General features: G+C 64.4%; 18 protein-coding genes and 1 tRNA gene. 4 read left to right on the top strand and 15 right to left on the bottom strand.

All coding sequences use genetic code 11. The features are described 5' to 3' along the window. Positions 1–23 precede the first annotated feature (23 nt). The 6 genes from EMQ25_RS05930 to EMQ25_RS05905 form a co-directional block, all read right to left on the bottom strand. Positions 24–1127: an ABC transporter ATP-binding protein gene (locus EMQ25_RS05930; RefSeq protein ID WP_127187640.1), complete on the bottom strand. Its 1104-nt coding sequence runs from the start codon at positions 1125–1127 to the stop codon at positions 24–26. Beyond that, the gene (gene scpB / locus EMQ25_RS05925) at positions 1124–1837 is read right to left on the bottom strand and encodes an SMC-Scp complex subunit ScpB (RefSeq protein ID WP_127187639.1); all 714 of its coding nucleotides are present in this window, start codon (positions 1835–1837) and stop codon (positions 1124–1126) included. The genes EMQ25_RS05930 and scpB overlap by 4 nt, the downstream gene beginning before the upstream one ends. Then, entirely contained in the window at positions 1824–2639 is an 816-nt protein-coding gene (locus EMQ25_RS05920; protein WP_127187638.1) for a segregation and condensation protein A, read from the bottom strand. Before EMQ25_RS05920 ends, scpB begins: the two co-directional genes overlap by 14 nt. 65 nt (positions 2640–2704) lie before the next feature. Next, positions 2705–4204, bottom strand: coding sequence for an SPOR domain-containing protein (locus EMQ25_RS18025; protein WP_158625979.1), 1500 nt, complete (start codon positions 4202–4204; stop codon positions 2705–2707). Between the two features lie 1592 nt (positions 4205–5796). Beyond that, the gene (gene argS / locus EMQ25_RS05910; RefSeq protein WP_127187636.1) at positions 5797–7542 is read right to left on the bottom strand and encodes an arginine--tRNA ligase; all 1746 of its coding nucleotides are present in this window, start codon (positions 7540–7542) and stop codon (positions 5797–5799) included. Between the two features lie 40 nt (positions 7543–7582). After that, on the bottom strand, positions 7583–8788 hold the full coding sequence (locus tag EMQ25_RS05905) for a deoxyguanosinetriphosphate triphosphohydrolase (protein ID WP_127187635.1): 1206 nt from the start codon (positions 8786–8788) through the stop codon (positions 7583–7585). Between the two features lie 82 nt (positions 8789–8870). Here EMQ25_RS05905 and EMQ25_RS05900 point away from each other — a divergent pair, with 82 nt between their 5' ends. Beyond that, a complete protein-coding gene (locus EMQ25_RS05900) occupies positions 8871–9221 on the top strand; it encodes a HesB/IscA family protein (protein WP_127187634.1) in 351 nt (116 codons plus the stop codon). Between the two features lie 64 nt (positions 9222–9285). Here the strand turns inward: EMQ25_RS05900 and EMQ25_RS05895 are convergent, their stop codons facing one another. After that, on the bottom strand, positions 9286–9912 hold the full coding sequence (locus EMQ25_RS05895; RefSeq protein ID WP_158625978.1) for a DUF4168 domain-containing protein: 627 nt from the start codon (positions 9910–9912) through the stop codon (positions 9286–9288). Here EMQ25_RS05895 and xth point away from each other — a divergent pair. Then, on the top strand, positions 9890–10669 hold the full coding sequence (gene xth, locus EMQ25_RS05890) for an exodeoxyribonuclease III (protein ID WP_127187632.1): 780 nt from the start codon (positions 9890–9892) through the stop codon (positions 10667–10669). The two genes, EMQ25_RS05895 and xth, sit on opposite strands and share 23 nt — an antisense overlap. A 12-nt stretch (positions 10670–10681) precedes the next feature. Here the strand turns inward: xth and EMQ25_RS05885 are convergent, their stop codons facing one another. The 5 genes from EMQ25_RS05885 to EMQ25_RS05865 all read right to left on the bottom strand — a co-directional run bounded on the left by EMQ25_RS05885 (position 10682) and on the right by EMQ25_RS05865 (position 18190). Continuing rightward, on the bottom strand, positions 10682–11491 hold the full coding sequence (locus EMQ25_RS05885) for a tetratricopeptide repeat protein (protein ID WP_127187631.1): 810 nt from the start codon (positions 11489–11491) through the stop codon (positions 10682–10684). Between the two features lie 443 nt (positions 11492–11934). Further along, on the bottom strand, positions 11935–14778 hold the full coding sequence (locus EMQ25_RS05880; RefSeq protein WP_127187630.1) for a valine--tRNA ligase: 2844 nt from the start codon (positions 14776–14778) through the stop codon (positions 11935–11937). 144 nt (positions 14779–14922) lie between these two features. Continuing rightward, the gene (locus tag EMQ25_RS05875; RefSeq protein ID WP_158625977.1) at positions 14923–15813 is read right to left on the bottom strand and encodes a PopZ family protein; all 891 of its coding nucleotides are present in this window, start codon (positions 15811–15813) and stop codon (positions 14923–14925) included. A gap of 188 nt (positions 15814–16001) precedes the next feature. Next, positions 16002–17387 (bottom strand): TolC family outer membrane protein, encoded by a 1386-nt coding sequence (locus tag EMQ25_RS05870; RefSeq protein WP_127187628.1) that lies wholly within the window; start codon positions 17385–17387, stop codon positions 16002–16004. A 143-nt stretch (positions 17388–17530) separates the two neighbouring features. Further along, the gene (locus EMQ25_RS05865; protein ID WP_127187627.1) at positions 17531–18190 is read right to left on the bottom strand and encodes a protein-L-isoaspartate O-methyltransferase family protein; all 660 of its coding nucleotides are present in this window, start codon (positions 18188–18190) and stop codon (positions 17531–17533) included. 158 nt (positions 18191–18348) lie between these two features. Here EMQ25_RS05865 and EMQ25_RS05860 point away from each other — a divergent pair, with 158 nt between their 5' ends. Beyond that, the gene (locus EMQ25_RS05860; RefSeq protein ID WP_158625976.1) at positions 18349–19038 is read left to right on the top strand and encodes a GntR family transcriptional regulator; all 690 of its coding nucleotides are present in this window, start codon (positions 18349–18351) and stop codon (positions 19036–19038) included. A gap of 7 nt (positions 19039–19045) precedes the next feature. On the opposite strand, the gene EMQ25_RS05855 is transcribed toward EMQ25_RS05860, so the two are convergent. Next, the gene (locus EMQ25_RS05855; RefSeq protein WP_127187625.1) at positions 19046–19345 is read right to left on the bottom strand and encodes a hypothetical protein; all 300 of its coding nucleotides are present in this window, start codon (positions 19343–19345) and stop codon (positions 19046–19048) included. A 97-nt stretch (positions 19346–19442) separates the two neighbouring features. Next, positions 19443–20267 carry a phosphodiester glycosidase family protein gene (locus tag EMQ25_RS05850; RefSeq protein WP_127188139.1) on the bottom strand — a complete coding sequence of 275 codons (825 nt, stop codon included), beginning with the start codon at positions 20265–20267 and terminating at the stop codon, positions 19443–19445. 147 nt (positions 20268–20414) lie between these two features. On the opposite strand from EMQ25_RS05850, the gene EMQ25_RS05845 reads away from it, so the two are divergent. Continuing rightward, positions 20415–20488: transfer RNA gene (locus tag EMQ25_RS05845), tRNA-Cys, on the top strand. Between the two features lie 268 nt (positions 20489–20756). Here the strand turns inward: EMQ25_RS05845 and EMQ25_RS18020 are convergent. After that, positions 20757–21578 carry a hypothetical protein gene (locus EMQ25_RS18020; protein ID WP_158625975.1) on the bottom strand — a complete coding sequence of 274 codons (822 nt, stop codon included), beginning with the start codon at positions 21576–21578 and terminating at the stop codon, positions 20757–20759. Positions 21579–21761: the final 183 nt, after the last annotated feature.

Here is a 21761-nt window from a genome sequence, read left to right as displayed (position 1 = left end):
GGCCACTGACGCCAGAAATAGGTTCAATCCTTGACGAACACAAGCACGTGTTCGGAATTGAGAGACAGGTAGACATCACGCCCCGGTATGAAGCGCGGATCGGAACGCTGCCGGATACTGACCGGCCGGTCCAGCCCTTCGACCTTCACTTCGCAGAGATCGATGCCGATGGCATCCCGTTTGTCCACGATCCGGCCCGGCACGCCCTGCCCCTCAGAACCCATCTCGAGCACCCCGAACGGACGGATGGCGACAATGAGCCGTGTGCCATCGGGATGGTCAGGCGTCGGCACCGACCCCAGGGGTGTCAGCGCCCGGCCACCGGCCACCGTCGCCTCGATCTCGCTGAGCGGCGAAAAGAACCGGGCAGCACTCAGATCGGCAGGCGCATTGTAGATCGCGGACGCGGTGTCGATCTGCACGATCCTGCCCTTGCGCAGCAGGGCGATCCGGTCCCCCAGAAGCATTGCCTCCTCGGGATCGTGCGTGACGATGATGGTCGTGGCGTGGGTCTCCCGGAGGATCGCCAGCGTCTCGCCGCGCACCGTCTCGCGCATGCGAGCATCGAGGCTCGAGAAAGGCTCGTCGAGCATCAGCACGCCCGGCCTCGGGGCAATTGCCCGAGCAAGAGCAAGGCGCTGCTGCTGGCCGCCTGAGAGCATGTGCGGATAATCGGCCTCGCGCTGGGCAAGACCCACGCGGCGCAGCGCCGAGCGGGCCTGCGCCAGCGCAGCCTGGCGCCCCAGGGGCTTGAGCCCGAACGTGACGTTCTCAAGCAGGGTCAGATGGGGGAACAGGGCAAAGTCCTGAAACATCAACCCGATTCCGCGCCGGTCGGGCGGCATATGAAATCCGCGGCCCGAGACCACCTCGTCGTTGATCCGAACCTCCCCGCCATCGACACGCTGTATGCCGGCGGCAACCCGGAGGGTCGTCGACTTTCCAGAACCCGATTCGCCCAGAAGGCAGACGATTTCCCCAGGCCGCAGGGCGAGGCTGAACTTGTCGAGCACCTTCTGCCCGCCAAGGGATACATCCACCTGGTCGAACGAGAGCGCAGCGGCGAAGCTGACACCCGCCGTGCCACGCGCCCCCCAATCGTTTGCCGATCCTACCGGCTGGCTCATCGGATTGCAGGAGCCGGCATCTCGCTCCCCTCTTCGTCATCACTATCCTGCTCGTCATCGGTGTCGTCAGGGTCGAGGGGATCTTCGTCCTCACGCAACGCGCCATCGAACGGCAGAGGCATCTGCAGATTGGGCGGCAGTCGTGACGACAAGAGCCCCGCACCCTTCAGTTCCTCGAGCCCCGGCAGGTCGCTGAGGCTCTCGAGCCCGAAATGGTCGAGGAACGCCTCAGTCGTTCCATAGGTCACCGGGCGTCCTGGGGTCCGGCGACGCCCGCGCATGCGGATCCAGCCGGCCTCCATCAGGAGATCAAAAGTCCCCTTGCCGGAGGCTACCCCCCTCACCTCCTCCACCTCAGCGCGCGTGGCCGGCTGGTGGTAGGCGATGATCGAGAGGGTCTCAAGGGCCGCTCGCGACAGCGCCCGGCTCTCGGTTTCCTCGCGACGCAGCAGGAAGCCCAGATCCTCCGCCGTCCGAAACGCCCAACGGGCACCACGCCTCACGAGATTGACGCCCCGAGGCGCATAGCTCAACGCAAGAGCCTCGAGGATCGCCTCCACGTCGGCACCTTTTTGCAGATAGGGGGCGATGTCGCTGGGTGCCAGAGGTTCGGTCGACGCGAACAACAGCGCTTCTGCCACGCGCAAATCACGGGCCGCAGCTTCTCGCCGCTCGTCCTCGTCTTCCGGATGCGGATCAGTGTCTGTCATCGGAACCTTCAGTGGGGCCAGCCTGCTTGCGCCTCAGCAGCAGAGGCCCGAATGCCAGCGTCTGGCGGAGTTCGAGCTCACCCTGGCGCACGAGTTCGAGGCTGGAAGCGAAGCTGGAAGCCATGGCCGTTACCCGTTGCTCGGGCGAGCCCAGATATTGGGCAAGATAGGCGTCGAGGGCCACCCATTCGGAGCTCTCCCCCAATAGGCGCTGCAATATGTCGCGCGCCTCCTTCAACGACCAGACCGTGCGGCGCGCCAGTTCATAGTCGGTCGGCACGCCCCGCTCACGCTGGATGGCATAAGCCTTGAGCAGATCGTAGAGGCTTGCTTCCCAGAGATTCCGCCTGTTGACGGTGATCGGCTCCGGCAGCCCCCGTGCGTAAACCTGGAAGCCGAGCCGTGGCCGGTTCATCAACTGGCTGGCTGCCTGGCGCATCGCTTCAAGTCGCTTCAGCCGAAACTGGAGGAGCGCCGCCATCATCTCGCCGGAAGGCTCTTCATCGCCAGGCGCCTGTGGCACCATCAAGCGGCTCTTCAGATAGGCAAGCCACGCCGCCATGACGAGATAGTCGGCGGCGATTTCGATCCGCTTTTCTCGGACCGTCTCGATGAAAGCGAGATACTGCTCGGCCAATGCCAGAACGGAAATCCGGGTCAGATCGACCTTTTGACGGCGTGCGAGATCGAGAAGCAGGTCGAGCGGGCCACCATAGCCAGCCACATCGACATAAAGCACTTCGTCCACCGGCGAGGCAGACGACGTGCCGCTGTCAAACCAATTGTGTGGCGCCTTGGCCATGGGGTCCTGCGGCTCCGTACCGAACGGGCGGCAATGTCGCCTTCGCCCGGTCCGAAATCAACCCGTCAGCCGGGCACCGCAAAGCAATCGCCACCATTCGCCTTGACCGAATTGCAGACCCGCGTCGCTTCGTCGATCGAGTTGGCCGGCAACCGGACGCGGTAGTAGACACCGCGATCCCCAAGGTTCGCTCGCTGGATCTCGAGCGGGCGGCCTCCGAAGAGCCCACCCCAACGCGCCTGCACGTCGCTGAGGGACTGCCGTGCCTCACCTTCCGAACGCTGCGAGGAGAGCTGAACATAGGCAGGCGCGTTGCTGGGTGCCGCAGCTGGCGCCGCTGGCTGGCTCGGCTGAGCGGAAAGCGCGTTGACGGGCGAGGTCGGCTGATTGGCGGCAGCAAGCGCCTCCCGGTTTACCGGCCGCGGCATGGGGATCGGGGCGAGCACGTTGGCACCTGGCGCGGTGGGCGTTTCGGCTCCGCTCAACAGCGCCTGATCGCTGGTTGCAGCGGGGGGAACGAGATTTCCATCAGCCGTGATCGGCGCAGTGTCGGTAGGCACGTCGGCAGTGGCAATCGCATCAGCAATCGGGTCGCTACCGGGCGTGGTATTGCCGGAGGCCGACAGGGGCGACAGCAGATCGGGAGTCTGGTTCTCCGCCCCCGGGATGGTCGGCACGTTGGGGCGGGCGACGGGAAGTTCCTGAGCGCCTGCGACCGCATCGTCTCCGCTGACAATGGTGCCGTCCGGCCGAACGGTGACCGTCCGGACGCGACGGTTGGCCAGTCCGGTTTCGTTGGGGTCGGCCGCCGCGACGCGGGGCGTATCGATCGTGGCCGTCTCGGTCTGGTCCCGAGGGACGAGTTGCTCGCCATCGGCACCCGCCGATACGCCGTCGAGTTCGTCGAAGACGACGGAGCGCGGTGCGTCCCCGGAATTTTCCGCCACTGGCGCCGGCTCACGCGCGGGACCGGCTTCCGCGGTCAGCACGGGGGCCTCCCCGTCGTCGCGTACCATGCCGATTACCCAATAGAGGCCGAATCCTGCAGCGAGCAACAAGACGATGGCGGCAGCCATGCCGATGAACTGCCGCGGTATGCCACGCGGGCGCATTGGCTTGACGCGCGACCGGCGGCGCGGGCGCTCATCGGGCGCTACCGCAGGCGCATCCTCGAGCCGCCCGACCTGTGCACCCGTCGCCGCGGCTGCGGCGAGAATCGCAGCCTCGGCCGCAGATTGGGATCCGGCTCCCGGCTCAGGAATGGCCGATCGCCGCGGCGCGAACTGCGCATTGAGAGGGGGCACGACCGGGCTGGCTGCCTGCGGCTGCTGTGGACGCTGGGGCGACGTAGGGGGTTCGGACAGTTCGACCCGCACCGCTTCACCGATGAGACTTTCGATCTCGTCCATCGGGTCGACGTCGAGGTTCGGCTCGCCACGCGGTAAAGCGGGCTCGCTCTTTCCGCCCAGACCAAAGACTGGCGGAATTGCGAAGCTGTCGTTTTCCGGCCGCGGGCGCTGTCGCTCCTGCCGGTTGACCTGATGGACATGCGTCGGCTGCGGCATCACCGCCGGCTCGACCACAGTTGGGCGACCGTCACCACCCGGGATGAAAAGGGGTGGCCGAGGGGTCGGTGCCGCAGGTGGAGAAGTGGGTGCAGCGGCGCGCGGTTTGGTCTCCTGCGCGTCGAGCTCGGACGAAATCAACGCCGCGATCGGGTCAAACGGATCGGCATCCGCCTCAGGGGCGGGCGACGGCGGCATCGAAGGCTTGGCGGCCATTTGAGCAGCGGGCTCGGCCTGGGCTTCGGCTGCGACCGGATCGGGCCGCGTCTCGGCAGGCGAAGCATTCCCCTCTTCGCTGCGGGGCGGTTTCTGCTGAGCATCTGAGTCCGCGTCGCCGGAAAAGTCCTTGGCACTAAAACCAAAATCGAAGTCGAAGCCATCCTCTCCGCGCGTCGGAGAGCCAACGGACGTTGCGGTTGGGCGAGGTGCGACAGGAGCGACCGGCGTGCCGAAGCCGGGTTCCTTGCGCTCGGCGGCGGGACCAGGCTGGACGCGTGGCTCGGCCTTTACCGGCGCCACTGCAGGTGCGCTCGGTGTTTGTCGGAGGGCCGGCTGCGGGGCAGCGGGGCTCGGCATGCGGGGCGCAGCGCTGGATTGCGGAGCGCCGAACTGCGGCTCCGTGCGGGCCTGAGGGGTTGGCACGGGCTGATCCATGCCAGGGATGCGAATGGTCGGGGGACCGGAGCGCGGCACCGCTTGCGTCGATGGCTCGACACGTGGCGCGCTTGGCGCATCGGGACGTGCTGCAGGCATGTCCGCACCCGGGATCCGAATTTGGGGGCGCGGAGGGGAAACGGGCTGTGCTGCTTGCGGCGGTGTCTGGGGCTGCGCCTGTGCGGCCATCGGAGGGACTGAAGGCCTGATCGGCTCCGACTGCGAAGCGGGAGCAGGCGGTCGGGCTTGAGGCTGCGCCTGCGCCGGAGCCTGCGGTGCGGCCGGGCGCTCGGAGCGAGCCGCATCGGAAGGGATGGCGGGGCGCGGCGTGTCTGTCGGCCCCGATGGCACGGTTGGCCCGGCAGTCCGCGCGGCGGCAGGTGGCTGCGGCTGCGGCTGCCGAGGTGCCTGCTGCGGAGCCTGTTGCGCAGGCTGCTGGGGCGCCTGCTGCTGGGGCTGTTGCTGTTGCGGCTGTTCGGTTCGCGGAGCCTGGGGCTGGTCCTGTCTCGGCTCAGGAGATTTCGGTGCTGGCGCAGGCTGCGGCGTGCGGGCTGCGGCCTGGAACGGCGCCTGTTGCTGAGGAGCAGGTGCAGCAGCCGGCCGCTGAGGAGATTGCGGCGCCGGTGCAGGCGCAGCAGGCTGAGGCGCTGCCGGACGCGACTGGGCGGCGGCGCCGAGATCGCCGGGCACGCGGAAACCGGGAGCGGGCTGATCGGGGCGCGGCTGGCCCTCCGCCTGCGGCTTATCGCCGGATGCGTCGCCGTTCGCGCCCTGCGCCATCAGCTTCGCCAGCTCGGCGATCAAGTCGTCAGAATTGTCCGGCTGCCCTGCCATCTGCTACGGTCTCGCCGCCATCGATGACGACGCCCTCTTATTCGTGTTCAGCTGATCCCCGGCGCCCCTGCCCTGCGGCGAGTCATCACACCAATGCGCCCGAATTATGAAAGTTCTTCCGGGGCATTGACACCCAAAATCGCCAGCCCGTTGACCAGCACTTGCCTTACTGCAGCGACCAAAGCGAGTCGCGCCATGGTCAGTGTCGGATCTTCAGCGTTAACAAAGCGTAAGGACGGATCTTCCTTGCCCTTTGCCCAGAAGCCGTGGAAGGCCGCGGCAAGATCGTGGACGTAGAAGGCAACCCTGTGCGGCTCATGCGCAGCAGCCGCAGAAGCGACGATGCGTGGCCATTGCGCCAGCACCCTGACGAGGTCGAGCTCCTCAATCGTCCCGAGCCGCGAGAGATCGGCCATGGCCAGCGCCGAAGGGCTGACAACGAGGTCGGGCAAGTCCTTGGCAGCGTTCCGGAAAACCGAGCAGGCCCGGGCGTGCGCGTACTGAACGTAGAACACGGGATTTTCGCGCGTCTGCTCGCGCACCTGAGCAAAGTCGAAGTCCAGCGTCGCGTCGTTCCGGCGGAACAGCATCATGAAGCGGGTGGCATCGGGACCGACTTCCTCGACGACGTCGGCAAGCGTGACGAGATCGCCAGAGCGTTTGCTCATCTTCACCGGCTCGCCATTGCGCAGCAGCCGGACGAGCTGGCAGATCCGAACGTCGATGTCCGCTTCGCCACCCGAGACAGCCTTTCCGGCGGCCTGCAGACGCTTCACATAGCCTGAATGATCGGCGCCGAGCACATCGATCATGTGCGTGAAGCCGCGGAGATATTTGTTGCGATGGTAGGCGATGTCGGCGGCAAAATAAGTATATGAGCCGTCCGATTTCACCAGCGGCCGGTCCACATCATCGCCCCAGTCGGTGGCGCGGAAGAGGGTCTGCTCGCGGTCTTCCCAATCTTCGGGGGTCTTGCCCTTCGGGGGCTCCAGCCGGCCCTCATAGACCATTCCCTTTTCCCGCAGCCAAGCGAGTGTCGAGGCGATATCGCCCCCCTCGCCGTGCAGCTGCTGTTCGGAAAAGAACACGTCATGATGGATGTCGAGCTTGGCGAGATCGGCCCTGATCAGCTCGAGCATGGCCGCAAGAACGCGTGTCTTGATGAGCGGCAGCGCCTCCGCCTCGGGCATATCGAGCAGGCCCTGTCCAAACTCCTCGACAAGCGCCTGCCCCACCGGGACGAGATAGTCACCGGGATAGAGGCCAGCGGGAATCTCGATGGTTTCCCCGAGCGCCTCGCGGTAGCGTAGCATTGCAGAGCGGGCGAGCACCTCGACCTGCCCGCCGGCATCGTTGATGTAATATTCCCGCGTAACATCGAAGCCCGCGTAATCCAGCAGGGCGGCAAGCGCATCGCCGTAGACGGCGCCACGCGTGTGCCCGACATGCATGGGTCCTGTCGGGTTGGCCGACACGTACTCGATGTTGACTTTCTGCCCGCCGCCAATGCCGGACCGACCGAACTCCGCGCCCTGCTCGCCCACTGCCCGCAGCACACCCTGCCAGACCGACCCGGCCAGACGGAAATTGAGGAAGCCGGGACCGGCCACTTCGACAGAAACCACATCGCGATCGGCGGAGAAACGTTCGGCGAGCGCCGCGGCGACTTCGCGCGGGCTCTTGCCCAACGGCTTGGCCGCAACCATCGCCGCATTGCTCGACAGGTCGCCATGGCCGGCATCGCGCGGCGGTTCCACCACGGCGCGCGCCACGACATCTTCGGGAAGGTCCGGATAAAGCGCGGCCAGCGCCTCGGCGACACGGGCAGAAAACAGTGCAAATACGTCCATGGGGATGTCCATCGGGCCAGTGCGGGCGGGATTGCGGGGGTTAGCTCAATTCCGGATGAGCGTCAAACAGACGAACATGTTCGGCCTGGGCATAGGGATCTGTCATGCCGGCGATGAAATCGCAGACGATCCGCGCCCTCGCGTTGTCCGACGCGGCCATCGCCATCGCCTGACCCCATCGTCCCGGCATCTGCGCGCCCGAGACATAGGCATCGAAGAGCGCTCCGACCAACGCCTGGCTCTGGCGTACTGGCGCCATGACGTCCTCATGGCGATAGACCCGACTGAAGAGAAAAGACTTCAAGTCCTTCTCCGCGCGGGCGATCTGAGGCGAGAAGCTGACCAATGTCCTGCCAGCAGCACGGACATCGTCGGCGGACGATGGTTCGAGCTCTGCCAGATTGGCGCTCGTCGTTGCGATCACGTCCTCGATGGAGCGTGTAATCAGGCGCCGCTGGACTTCATGCGCCTGGCGGGCCGGATCGATGTCGGGCCAGAGGCGCATCACTTCAGAGACCAGCTGACCGACGAGAGGCACATCCGCGAGATCCTCAAGCGTGATGAGGCCGGCACGAAGCGCATCGTCGATGTCGTGTGCGTTGTAGGCTATATCGTCGGCGATGGCCGCTGTCTGCGCCTCGAGACTGGCGTGGGAGGACAACTGCAGATCGGCACTGGCATCGATCTCGTCGAGACCGAACGGCAGGCCCTCATCGGCATATCGCCCAACCGGCGCCCCCGCGGCGTCGAGAAGCGGCCCGTTGTGCTTGAGGATGCCTTCCAGCGTCTCCCAGCTCAAATTGAGACCGTCATGCTCGGCATAGCGATTTTCAAGTCGGGTGACGACGCGCAGTGCCTGGATGTTGTGGTCGAAGCCGCCCCATGGGGCCATCTTTTCGGCCATGACGCGCTCACCGGCATGCCCGAATGGTGTGTGTCCCAGATCATGGGCGAGCGCCACGGCTTCAGCGAGATCCTCATCAAGCCTCAGGGCCCGGGCGATCGACCGGGCCATCTGGCTGACCTCGAGCGTGTGGGTGAGCCGCGTGCGAAAATGATTGCCCTCGTGATGAAGGAAGACCTGCGTCTTGTGCTGCAGCCGGCGGAAGGCGGTCGAATGGATAATCCGGTCCCGATCGCGCTGGAACTCGGAGCGGGTGGGGCTCGGGCCCGTGCCATGCCGCCGGCCGCGGCTCAGTGTCGGGTCGGCGGCATAGGGCGCGCGCGAAGGAAGTTCCAATGGCATCGGTTTGGCTCTGGCCCTTTTCAAGCACCCGGCGGGCTCCTAGATTAGGGGACGAATTCGCCGCCACCCGGAAGGCCGCACCATGACTGACGTCTCCCTAGCACCAAACCAAGTTGAACTGACAGACCGCGCTGCGCGACGCATTGCGCGGATCCTGTCGAAGGAGCCTGAGGGCACCGCCTTGCGGATCTCGGTTTCGGGCGGAGGCTGCTCGGGCTTTCAGTATGAATATGATCTGGTCAATGAGGCGCCGACGGGGGATGACCTCGTGCTCGAGCGAGACACGGCTCGCGTCTTCATCGATTCGATGAGCCTCGAGTTCATGGGCGGCGCGCAGATCGACTTTGTCGACGATCTGATCGGGCAGTCTTTTCAGATCAAGAATCCGAATGCCGTGGCATCCTGCGGATGCGGAACGAGTTTTTCGGTCTAGCTGATATTTTGAATCAGGCAGGACGAGGTCGGGAGAGGCATGCTGGCCGCTCCCGACGCTGGGACTATTGAGCCGGCGTGCCGATGGCGCGCGATTCGATCTCGGCATTGATGCGCAGCACGAGCGACTCGTCGGCCTGAGCCACAGTCAGGATTTCGTTGTACTGCTGCAGATCGATGCCGGGGGTCGCCTCTACCGCTTCGGCCATGCGGCTGTTGGCCTGCTGCATGATGTCTTCCTGCGCCTCGGCGGTTTCGGCCTGCTCCATTTGCGGTGCGACCTCCTCGCCGATCAAGTTGACCTCGATGAAAGCGGTCGCAAACGCGGCGATGAGTTCGTCGCTATAGCTCGGTGCGGGTTCGGCCTGCTGCTCGACCATGCCCTGCGCGAGTGCAGTGCCCGCAGCCGCAGGGACGAATGCGAGGCCGACGGCCACAAGCGCCGCCCGCGTAAGATTTGCATTGAACAGGAAACGTCCTTTCGAAATTCTCTGGATCGCAACCGGCGCGTGAAGCGTCGCGCCCGTCAGCGGCGCGAATGTCCTCTCCTCATGCGACTGCAATTGGGGCGCTTTGCAGCCATGGCTGGGCCATTGCGTGAAGGCGATGTGGCGACTGGACAAACCTCCGGCAGCCGCTATGCAGTTGGTTCGACAAGCAGGAGGCCTCATGCGCATCGCGACCTGGAACATCAACGGCATCAAGGCGCGCCTCGGGCAGCTGGAGCAATGGCTGCGCCAGGAGGAGCCGGACATCGTCTGCCTTCAGGAGATCAAGACAGTCGACGAGGGCTTCCCCCGGGCCGAAATCGAGGCGCTCGGGTACAATGTCGAGACCCACGGCCAGAAGAGTTGGAACGGCGTGGCCATTCTCTCGCGTCTGCCCTTCGACGAGGTGACGCGCGGACTGCCCGGAGACGAGGAAGACGAGCAATCCCGGTTGATCGAGGGCGTGTTCTCGGTCGAAGGCGGGATCGTGCGCGTCTGCAACATCTATCTGCCGAACGGCAATCCGGTGGATTCCCCGAAATTCCCCTACAAGCTGGCATGGATGGATAGGCTCATCGCCTATGCGGAATCACGGCTCTCGCTTGAAGAGCCGTTCGTACTCCTGGGCGATTTCAACATCATCCCCGCGCCAATCGATGCGCATGATCCCGAAGCCTGGTGGGGCGATGCGCTCTTCCGGCCCGAGAGCCTCGAGCGATTCCGGCGCCTGCGCAATCTGGGGCTGACCGACGCCCTGCGCGCGGTGACGGATGAGCCCACCTACACCTTCTGGGATTTCCAGGCCGGAGCGTGGCGGCGCAATGCAGGGATCAGGATCGACCATCTTCTGCTCTCGCCGCAGGCAGCCGACCGGCTAGAGGACGTCATCGTGCACAAGGATGTGCGCGGCTGGGAGAAACCCTCCGACCATGTTCCGGTCGAAGGCGTCTTCACGCTCTGAGGGCGAAGGCCTTTAGAGGCCGCCGAAGCGGTTTCCGAGAGAATCGGCCATTCGCACGGCCTCTGTGCGCTGCTCGGGGCTGGCGACGGACATGGCACTGTTGAGCATGTCCTTAATCCAGGCCTCGTCCATGGTGCCGGTAGAACGCCGGTTGGCGACCGTCAGCCACATCAGGCCTTCTACGGGCTGAGCCTCGAGGCCATCGCCGTTGAAGAGCATGTCGCCCAGTCGCGCCTGTGCTGGCGCGTGCCCCTTGCGTGCTGCCAGAGAGAGCCAGCGTGCGCTTTGCAGTGCATTGCCCCCCAGTTCGCTTTCCTCAAGGTAGAGCTGACCGATCCGATACTGTGCGTCGGCATCCCCAAAATAGGAGGCGGCGTGGAACATCAGCGCGTTTGAACGCTCCTGGTCCTTGGGGATACCCGCATCCGGCAAGCCTTCGCGATAATACTCGCCGACCTTCACGAAGGATTGGGCAACGATGTCCGCCTCGACGCCGCGCGGCGGCGTGTCGGCATGGTCATTGGCGATCTGGGAGAAATAGCCGAACGCCTTGGCGCGGTCCTTCTGCACGCCCTGCCCGGTTTCGTACATGGTCCCGAGCTGCCACAAGGCCATGGGCTGCCCCGCCGCCGCAGCATCCTGCAGGGCCGAAACGAGATCGTCGTTCGATATGCCTCCGCCAGCGCCATCGAGCATGTTGGCCATGTTCAGCGCTGCGTCTACCGCCGTCTGCGCCCGTGCGGGAAGCCCGGCGGCCAGGACGGCCACCATCGATCCCAGGGCAACGGAGATCAGGGTATTGCTGACCCTAAATGTCCGCATGGTACTCCCTCTCGCCCCATCCGACGGCAACAGGATAAGACCTGCCGCGACTGGCGGAGCACACTGACATCACCTGACGCCGGCCAGAGAGCCCGTGCGCTACGCGCGGGATCATCAGGCTATGCGCCTCACCTGTGCCCGGAGATTGCGTGCACGATGCCTCAAGGGCCGGCAGCTCTCCGGATCGATATTCAATTGACGGGTCGAGGGGCCAAAGATCGAGGTGCCGGACTACTCCGGTTTCTCTCACTCGCGACTTGCCCGCCCGCATCCGGTTCTCCCCCTTGTTTAGGGTTAGATTGTGGCGCGGGGTGTCGCCAAAAGGTTGACGGAAGGGGCCCAGGGGCGGGATTCGAAGTTGCTGTTGCAAAAACAGCACTTGAGGGTTTGGGAGGCGTAAACACGCCTCCCGCAATACGCTTTATCGCATAAAGAGTTCGCTATCAGGTGAGGCGGGCCAGCGCCTCAAGGAGCTTTTTGCGACGGTCGGCGGCGTCCGAACGCCGGGTCCGCTGCTCCTCGATCACCTCCTCGGGAGCCTTGGCGACGAACTGCTCATTGCCCAGCTTCTTATCGATCTTGGCGATCTCGTCGTCGATCTTGGCGACGTCCTTTTCGAGACGCGCCCGTTCGACCGAGAGATCGATGACGCCAGCCAGCGGCAGCGCGAAAACCGCTTCGCCCAGAATGATCTGCGCCGAGCCGGCCGGGACCTCCGAACCGTAGCTGACCGATTCGAGCCGGGCGAGCCGCTCGATAGCGGCAAGGTTGGCTTCGACGCGCGTGCCCGTCTCTTCGCCTGCGCCGATGATCTGAAGCGCGATCTTGGCACCGGCAGGCACATTCATCTCCGTGCGAACCGAGCGGATCCCGGAGACGAGCTGGATGAGCCAGTCCATCTCGGCATCTGCGTCAGCATCCTCCAGCCCCGACAGGTCCGGCCAGCGCGAGACGATCAGCAGTTTCTCGCGCGCCGGGCCGATCTTGCCCGTTTCGCCCCAGAGCTCTTCGGTGACGAAAGGCATGAAGGGGTGGAGGAGCTTCAGGATCTGATCGAGTGCAAAGGCCGCGGTGGCGCGTGTCTCGGCCTTGGCGGCCTCATCCTCACCCGTCAGCACCGGCTTGGCGAGTTCCACATACCAGTCGCAGAAGACGCCCCAGACGAAGTCGTAGGCGGCGTTGGCGGCTTCGTTGAACTTGAAGTCCTCGATGCCTTTGGTAACGGCACCCACCGCGCGGTGCGTGGCGCTTACGATCCAGCGGTTGAGCGCCAGCGTGTTGGCCCTGGGATCGTATCCCTCGACGCGCCGGCACTCGTTCATCTCGAGGAAGCGGGCGGCATTCCAGAGCTTGGTGACGAAGTTCCGATAGCCTTCCACCCGGCTCATGGCGAGCCGAAGGTCCCTGCCCTGCGCAGCCATGGCGGCGAGGGTGAAGCGCGTGGCATCGGCGCCATAGCCGTCGACGAGGCTCAGCGGATCGATGACGTTGCCCTTGGTCTTGCTCATCTTGGCGCCGTGCTCGTCGCGCACCAGCGCATGCACGTAGACTGTGTGGAACGGCTCTTCGTCGAGGAACTCGATGCCCATCATCATCATCCGGGCCACCCAGAAGAAGATGATGTCGAACCCGGTGACCAGCACGTCGGTCTGGTAGTATTTGCGCAGCTCGGGGGTATCCTCGGGCCAGCCCAGGGTCGAGAACGGCCAGAGCGCAGAGGAGAACCAGGTATCGAGAACGTCCTCGTCGCGATGGATAGGCGCCTTGGAGTCCTGCAGTTCGGCGAAGGGATCGGTTTCCTTGAGCTTGGCGAGCAGCTCGGGTTGCTTGCGCGCGCGCTGGACGGTTTCGAACTGGGTGAAAGCCTCCTGATACCCACCGGAGGTCAAGCCCTGGTTGAACACCGTCACCGGCCGGCCGTAATAGGACTTGGCTTCGGCGATCGCTTCCTCTTCCGTTGCGCCCACGAACACTTTCGGTCCCTTGTCGGCATTACCGAAATCGGGATCGGTCGAAAGGCGCGGCCCGTACCAGGCGGGGATCTGGTGGCCCCACCAGAGCTGGCGCGAAATGCACCAGGGCTTGATGTTCTCCATCCAGGAGAAATAGGTGTTTTCCCAGTTCTGCGGCACGAATTTCGTCCGCCCCTCGCGCACGGCGGCGAGCGCGCGTTGAGCGAGCACTTCGGCATTGACGAACCACTGGTCGGTCAGGAACGGCTCGATGACCACCTGCTTGGACTTTTCGTCGTAGGGGACCATGATCTTCTTGTCTTCGACCCACATGACGGCGTCGATGGCTTCGAGGTCCACCAGCACCTTGGCGCGCGCCTCGAACCGGTCGAGCCCGCGATAATCCTTAGGCGCATAGCCGTTGATGCGGGCGGCTGTGGTGAAGATGTTGATGGGCCGGAGGTTGTGCCGCAGCCCAACCTCGAAATCGTTGAAGTCGTGCGCAGGCGTGATCTTGACCGCACCCGAGCCCAACTCGGGATCAGCATACTCGTCGCCCACAATCGGAATGCGTCTGCCGACCAGCGGCAGGATGACGTATTTGCCGATCAGGTGCTGGTAGCGCTCGTCTTCGGGATGAACCGCAACGGCCACGTCACCGAGCATGGTTTCGGGGCGCGTCGTGGCAACGACGATATGATCCTCGGAATTTTCGACCGGATAGCGCAGATGCCACATCTTGCCGTCCGTCTCGATGTTCTCGACTTCGAGATCGGAGATGGCGGTCTCAAGCACCGGATGCCAGTTCACGAGTCGCTTGGCGCGATAGATCAGGCCCTTGCGATAGAGCGCGATGAACACCTCGCGGACGGCTTCGGACAGCCCTTCGTCCATGGTGAAGCGCTCGCGCGAGAAATCGGCCGAGGCGCCGAGGCGCTTCAGCTGATTCATGATGGTGCCGCCGCTCTCGGCCTTCCATTCCCAGACGCGCTTGAGAAATTCCTCGCGCCCCAGTTCGCGCCGGCCGGGCTGCTGGTTCTCCATCAGCCTCCGCTCGACGATCATCTGCGTGGCGATCCCGGCATGATCGGTGCCCGGCTGCCACAGCACATCCTTGCCGCGCATACGCTCGAAGCGGATCAGGATGTCCTGGATAGTGTTGTTGAGCGCGTGCCCGATATGCAGGCTACCCGTGACGTTTGGGGGCGGGATGACGATCGAGAAGGTTTCGGCGCCCGGTTCGGCACCCGCGCCGGCGGCGAAGGCCTCGGCGTCGAGCCAAGCCTGGTAGATGCGCCCTTCGACTGAGGCGGGCTCATAGGTCTTTTCGATCATTGTCGGACTCGCAAACTGCAGCGGCCCGCCCCGCGCCCCCTTGGGGCGCAGAGCCGGCCTTGAAAATCGGTAGTGGTTCTAAGCGCGAGCGGGGGTGCGAAGTCAACAGCGCCGGGACGGCGCGCGCCGGTGCAGCGACTCTATTCAGTTGCCGCCGCGGGAAATCCGGGCGATCTCGCGCTCGACCATGCGCTCGACGACGGAAGGCAGGTTTTCGTCCAGCCATTCCTTGAGCATCGGCCTCAGCATCTCGCGCATCATGGACTCCACCGTGACGCCCTGCCCGACTGGGCTTTGCGAGCTGAGGCGTGCAAAGGTCTGCTGCACCGCAGCGTCGGTCGCCGGACCAATCAGGCGGTCCGCCATCTCCTGCGACAGGGTCGGGTCAGGCATGGTGGAGGTCCGTGGGGCGTTGACGCGTGACGGTGCGGGGGGCACGGTCGAGCTCGATAGCTGGGAGACCTGCGGACGTTCATAAGGGCGGCCAGCAGGGCCCGAGGCCTGTACCGGTCGCGATCCCGCAGTGGGGGCGGCGGAGGTCCGGCCCATGGCACTGCGGGCCTCGTCCTCTTCTCCGGCAAAGGCGATATCTTCAGGATCGACCAGTTCGGCAGCGGCACCGTAGCTTTCATCGGCCGCTTCGAGCACTGCTTCCGGCCCCTCAGGCTCATCGCCGTCCAGAATCTGTTCGGGGCTCAGCGCCAGGGGCGTCGTCTCCTCTCCGCGAGAAGCGCTTCCTGACTGCGGCCCGGGATTGGCCGTCAGGTAGGACGGCAGCTGCGGTACGGGCCGCGAAGCCTCAGATGCGGGCGATGACACGGGACCAGCCTCCTCGTTGCGCATGTCGGCCGGGCGCGAGGGGGCGCTGGCCATTGCTGGAAACGGACGATCCGACGGCCTCGTATCGGGTTCGGGAGCCGACATTCGAGGATAAGGCGCCGCCGTCGGGATCGGCGCGACATAGGGCTTACGCTCGGCGCCGGAAGCGTCATCATCGGCTATGATCTGCCGAATGGACGACAAGATCTCGTCCATGGAAGGCTCTTTATGTGCAGGCTTGTTCATCACGGCCTCACCGGGTGGCCCGAACGGGGATCATACCGCCCGCGGCACACCGCTTGATTCGTTAATGAAGACCTTAGCTTGCACGCCGCGCCAGCGGAACCTGAGCGCATTGCGACCAAAGGGTTTCCCCCCGAAGATTCGGTCAAACCCTCGCGAGCCTACTGCAGGGCGCGCAGTTCCTGCCACACGTCCTCGACCTGCTGCACGTAGCCTTCGGCGGACTTGACCTCGACGCGGAGGCCTAGATCGGAAGGTGAGAGCCGGCCGGTCGCAGCAATCAGTGAGAAGGCAGCGATCACCCGGCTTGCATTGGCGCCGATCAGGCCCTCGCGCGCGGTGGTCAGCTCAGCCTGCGCATCGAGCACGTCCAGGGTCGTCCGCTGCCCGACGTCCCGCTCCTGCACAATGCCTTCGACAACCAGCTGCCCTGCCGACACGGCCTGCTGGGCGGACTGGATTTGGGCGGTTGCGTTCTGGAGGGTCGACCATGCGGAGATGACCGATTCGCGAACCTGATCTCGGACCGCAAGGGCATCCACTTCGCTGCGCATGGTCTCGATGTTCGCCTTGCGCATGGTCGCGCCGAGCGCTCCACCCTGGTAGAGCGGGATCGACAGCTGCAGGCCGACATTGCCGGACATGCCAGGCGTGTTTCCGCCAAAGCAGCCCAGGGCACAGAGCGAACCGATCATGTTGAGTGTCGGCCCGAACGCTGCCCGGGCCGCATCCGCGCCTGCCTGCGAAGCGCGCACGGACGCCGCCGCCGTCAGGATGGCCGGGTGCCGATTGTCTGCCGAGGCGATGGCCTGGTCGAGGCTGCCCGGCACGTAGGGCGAAAAATCGAAGCTGCCGTTCAGCCCCTGCGGCGGACGGCCCACCCAGCGCTGGAAGCTCGCCTGGCTCGACTGCAGGCTCGCAATCGCTGCCTGGTAGGATGCAACACCCTGGGCGAGCCGCGTCTGTGCCTGGGAGACGTCGGTGCGCGTCCCCTCCCCGAGCCGGAGCCGGTCTTCCGCGGATCCGACCTGGCGCTGGAAGAAGGCCACGTTGTCCTGTCGCAATTGCACGAGCTGGGTGTCGCGCACGACGTTCATGTAGGCCTGCGCGACAGAAAGCAGGACGTTCTGTTCCTGATTGCGCAATGCATAGGTGCTGAGCTCGGTCAGTGCCCGGGCCTGCTCAAGCTGTGAGTTGGAGCGATTGTTGTCGAATACGTTCTGCCGGAAATCCATGTCCAGCCCGTAGCTCGTATTGAACGAGGAGCTGGGGCCACTGGGGCCGAGCGGAGTGTCGGTACTGCCCATCACCGAAAAACTTGCCCCTACGTCGGCGTTGAGGCCGATGCTCGGGCGCTGGCTGGCGCGTCTCAGCGCAATGTCCTCGGCCGAAGACTTCACGCTCAGAAGGGCTGAGGCGATGTTCGGATTGTTCGTATAGGCGTATTCCAGTGCCTCGCGCAGCGACTGCGCCTGGGCAAGTCCCGGCAGGGAAGCCGTCATGGCGAGCGCCAGGGCTAGCCGGCGCAGGGGACGGATGGACTTCATGAGGCAATTCTCCGACCGGACGGGCCAGGCCGTTCATTGCCATAAGCAACCGGCCGGCACAGATGCTGAGGAAACCCGAGACGCTGCTGTGGCGCAGTCTTGTGTCAAAACGATGCCAGCAAATGGTTAGCGCGAGCTTTCCCCTAGAACACGAACTCGGCGGCCCGTCCCAGTTCGCCGATCGGTGGAAGATAGAGATTGAACGCTTCGCGGGCGGCAACGCCTGACGCGGACTTGACGTGCAGGCTGGCAGCGGAGGCAACACCATCCTGCACCACGGCGACGAGGCGCCCTCCTGGCGCGATCAGATCGAACAGCTCTTGAGGCAATTGCCCGGCGGCAGCGCCGACCACCACGACGTCAAAGGGCTCCTCACCGGCGAGCGCGTCGAGCCATCCGGCGACGATGCGCGCATTGCCGAGACCGAGAAGGCCGATGGCTTCCCGGGCCTGATCTGCAAGTGCCGTGTCGGGCTCGAGGCCCACGACCTCCTGGCCCAGGGCCGAAACGACGGCGGTCGAATATCCCGTGCCGCACGCGACATCGAGCACCCGGTCGGTAGAGCGGATCTCGGCCAGCTGCAGCAGCTTGGCCAGCGCTGCCGGCGCGGGAAGCGCGCGCGGGCCGGTGTCAGCGTCCAGAGCCTGCAAATCGTCGATGTAGGCCAGCTCCCGGCGGGCCTCCGGCACGAAGACTTCACGCGGCACGCGGCCCATCGCGGCAAGAACGCGGCGATCGGTGATGCCGCCGGGGCGAAGCTGGGTATCGACCATGACCCGGCGTGCATGTTCGAAGTCGACCATCTGGCGTATGTTCCCGAAGCGGTTTCAACGCGGACCGTCATAGCCGCACCACAGACCCCGTTCAAGGCCAGGGCGGGTCGCCGTATCCAACGCATGACCCATTGCATGGTCGCTGCTTTGGATGCAGGAGTGTGCGGCACAGGAGTGAACCCATGGCAATGGCGGATGCTGACGCGGCTATCGCGGGTCCCGAGCACGCGGCCGATACCCATGCATCACGCATCGTCTCGGCGTTGCGCGAGGAGATCATGCGCCTCGAATTGCGGCCCGGCGACCAAATCTCGGAGACCGATATCGGCATGCGATACGGCGTGTCACGGCAGCCGGTGCGCGAAGCCTTCATCCGGCTCTCGCAATCGGGGCTCGTGCTGGTGCGCCCCAAGCGCGCAACGACGGTCGTCAAGATTTCCGAGCGCGCCGTGCTTCGGGCGCGCTTCATCCGGGAGGCAATCGAAGTCGAGATCGTGCGGCGCGCCGCTCGCGTGGCCGTCGCCACCGATATCGCAACCCTCGAATCGCTGATCGCGGCACAGGAGAAGGCGGCCGACCGGGGCGATCTCGTGACCTTCCACAGGCATGACGAGGCCTTTCACGAGGAAATCGCCCGCATCGCGGGGGTCGAGTTTGCCTGGGCCTTCATCGACGATCAGAAAATGCAGCTCGACCGGGTGCGGTTCATGACACTTGCAGGCGCGACGCCGCGGACCATTGGAGAGCATCGCGCCATCATCGCTGCCCTTGCGGCGCGCGACGCAGATGCCTCCGAAGGGGCGATGCGGCTTCACCTCAGCCGTATCGAGGAGCTGCTGGCAAGGGCCAAGACCGAATTGCCCGACTATTTCGAGTAGCGGCGCTTCAGCGGCCGCCGGCTAGAGAATAGAGGAAGCCGTTGTACGGCAGCCGCCAGGCGATGTCCGCTTGCGAGACGCGGGTTGCGATCGCTGCGGCGCAGACCAGATTAGCCTGCCCTTCGCGCGCACAAAATCCACTCGGACTGTCGAGCAATTGCAGCTGCGGCATGTCGGTGACCACGAAGATACCCCCCTCCGAGAGCGGGGCAACCGGTGGCACGACGAAGACGCGCCATCCCACGAGATACGCAACGAGCACGAGCACGGCGGCAAGGCTGATCAGTCTCCACAGCAGCTTGAACACCGCTCTTCTCCATTCGATTTGTCAAAGGCGCCCCATGGCCCGGGCGTTTCCGCCGCGGATAGCTAACCGGAAAGAGGGCGATTGCAAGGCCCGGTTCTCAATTTGCGGCGCTCGATCCCGCTTTCTCTTCAACGAGCCCGAGCATTGGTCCGAACCCGCCATGCCATGATCGATCGTTGCGGCGCAGTTCGGGCATGTAGAGGCCCGTGCCGCGGCCGCCATCCAGAAAGAGAGCATTGGGACAATCGAGACCAAGACGGAAGAGCTGCGCGAAGTCGTGGAAGTTGACATTGCCGTTGCTGATCGCAAGGCGAACCATGCCATCAGCGCACACCCCGACGCCGCTGCGCCGGGTCCGATCGGAAGATCCGGGGATCAATGCCGGATGCAGCGCGCCATCGATCACCAGCATCGGCCCGGACTGCGTGGCGAAATCTGCCGGTGGCGCCTCATCAATATAGGTGTCAGTCGTCAGGATGCCTGCCGTGCCATTCCCGACAAAAAAGACGCCATTAGGCCTCTTGTAGAAGTTCGGCACCTGCCGCGCCGGCCCGTCTATTGTCCGGGTATCGATGCGGCGGAGCGTCTCGCCCGCCTCCACATGCAGACCGAGCGGGGCAAAGTCGGTCGTATACATGCCGGCATTCATCGCAAGCACCAGGTCCAGCCCGTCAGACTCAATGCTCCGGGCAAGATTGGAGAAGCTTCGATAGGGCTTCCCCTCGGCGTCGCGCCAGAAAAGTCGCAGGTCATCGCGACCCGGATCGATCGTACAGACCATGTAGGCCGCGGCCTCGAACCGCTCCTCGCTGCAGTGCCGCGCCTGAGTGGGTCCGGCCGCAACGGCGAAAAACGCCGCTAGCAGGCCGACGGCCAAGGCCCCGGCAGCCAACCACCACTTCGATGCCAAGAATCGCGACATGATCGCCCCATAGCATGGGCAGCCAAATTCCGGGATCACGGATGTGTTGGAATAGAGGATGCTCCGTCGGGAGAGGCAAATTCGGTCCCTCCAAGCAATTGAGGGTCTTGCACTCGCCACCCTGCCGACATAAACACCAGCCGCAGAGGCCACGTGGCGGAGTGGTTACGCAGCGGATTGCAAATCCGTGTATTCCGGTTCGATTCCGGACGTGGCCTCCAAAAATTCCTTATCGAAATCAATAGTTTATTCCACCGCCCTCACCGACGGGAGGCGTTTCATGTCGCAGTCATGTTGCACTGAGATTCCCCGGATTTCCGGGCTTTCCCTTCGAGTGCCGGCGAATCCGTGCGACATGATATGCGACATGAAACTGCGGTTTGTCGGGGAAAGCGGCTCTAGGTGCAGCCTGTCGAACAGCTCCCTCAGTGAACATAAAAAAGGCGCGACCGGAGCCGCGCCAAGTTTCAGGAGTGGCATTCTTCAGGCTTAGTAGACGTAGACCAACAACTGTGACCCGTTCTGTTGAACGGCGAACACGTCGCTGGCGCTCATGTTCTGTCGCTGTAGGGAGGCTGTCAGCAGCGGATCGGCGGCTACAGCGCCATGGAGCTGGTTCAGTTGGCCGGACACCGAGGCCTGGACCTGCCGTTTGACGTCGCCGCAGACCCGGACCGGGACAATCTGCACCTGCTGAGCTCGAGCCCAACCGTTCAGAGTATTCCGGCTATAGTCGGAGTTCGCGATGATGTTGACGAGACGTTGCCCGTGTTCGCCCTGGCAGGCAACTGCGCCAGCCATGAAGGTGCCGGCCCCGCCACCGCCTCCGGCCCCGGGACCACCTGGATTACCTGGTCCACCCGGACCACCAGGTCCCCCCGGACCGCCGGGACCACCTCGGCCGCCAATAAGCCCGAGACTGACTTCCAGATTCAGGAGCTGATCCCCACCGACCGCTCCTACTGTCACGCGGCCAACGCTTTGATTCCCGCGGTTTAGAAGGCGCACATCGCCGTCGACGAGGTTGCGCCCGCCGATGCTGACATTGCCGTCAACCAACGACCCGCGGTTTGTCCCAGAGCCGCTTCCACCAGGGATGTTCACGTCGACGACGGTCTGTCCCCCGCCACTTGAGTTCGGTAGTACGTCAACGGTGCCGCCGCCGTCGCCGCCGATATTAACCAGGCCGCCGTCGCCGCCTACATTGACGAGACCGCCTGAACCACCAGAGATGAGTTGAGCGTGAACCGGAGCGGCGGTCATTGCTACCGCCAGGAGTACTGAAACACTACATAAAATTGTATTTTTCAATCTAGCCTCCTCGTTTTGCTGCGCAGCTCTCCTTGAGCTAACGATCATCTACAAAGCGTGACTCAAATGACCGCACCTCTTAACTGGTTCCCGCGCCCGACTTGCTTACTGATCAGCACACGACGCCTCACGCTGGGGCTAGATTAATTCATGCAGCAAACTGAGGGGCCTGCCGCATTCTGC

It is taken from the genome of Arsenicitalea aurantiaca, assembly GCF_003994485.1.
Lineage (GTDB): Bacteria > Pseudomonadota > Alphaproteobacteria > Rhizobiales > Devosiaceae > Arsenicitalea > Arsenicitalea aurantiaca.
This window is presented reverse-complemented; position numbering and strand designations above follow the sequence as displayed.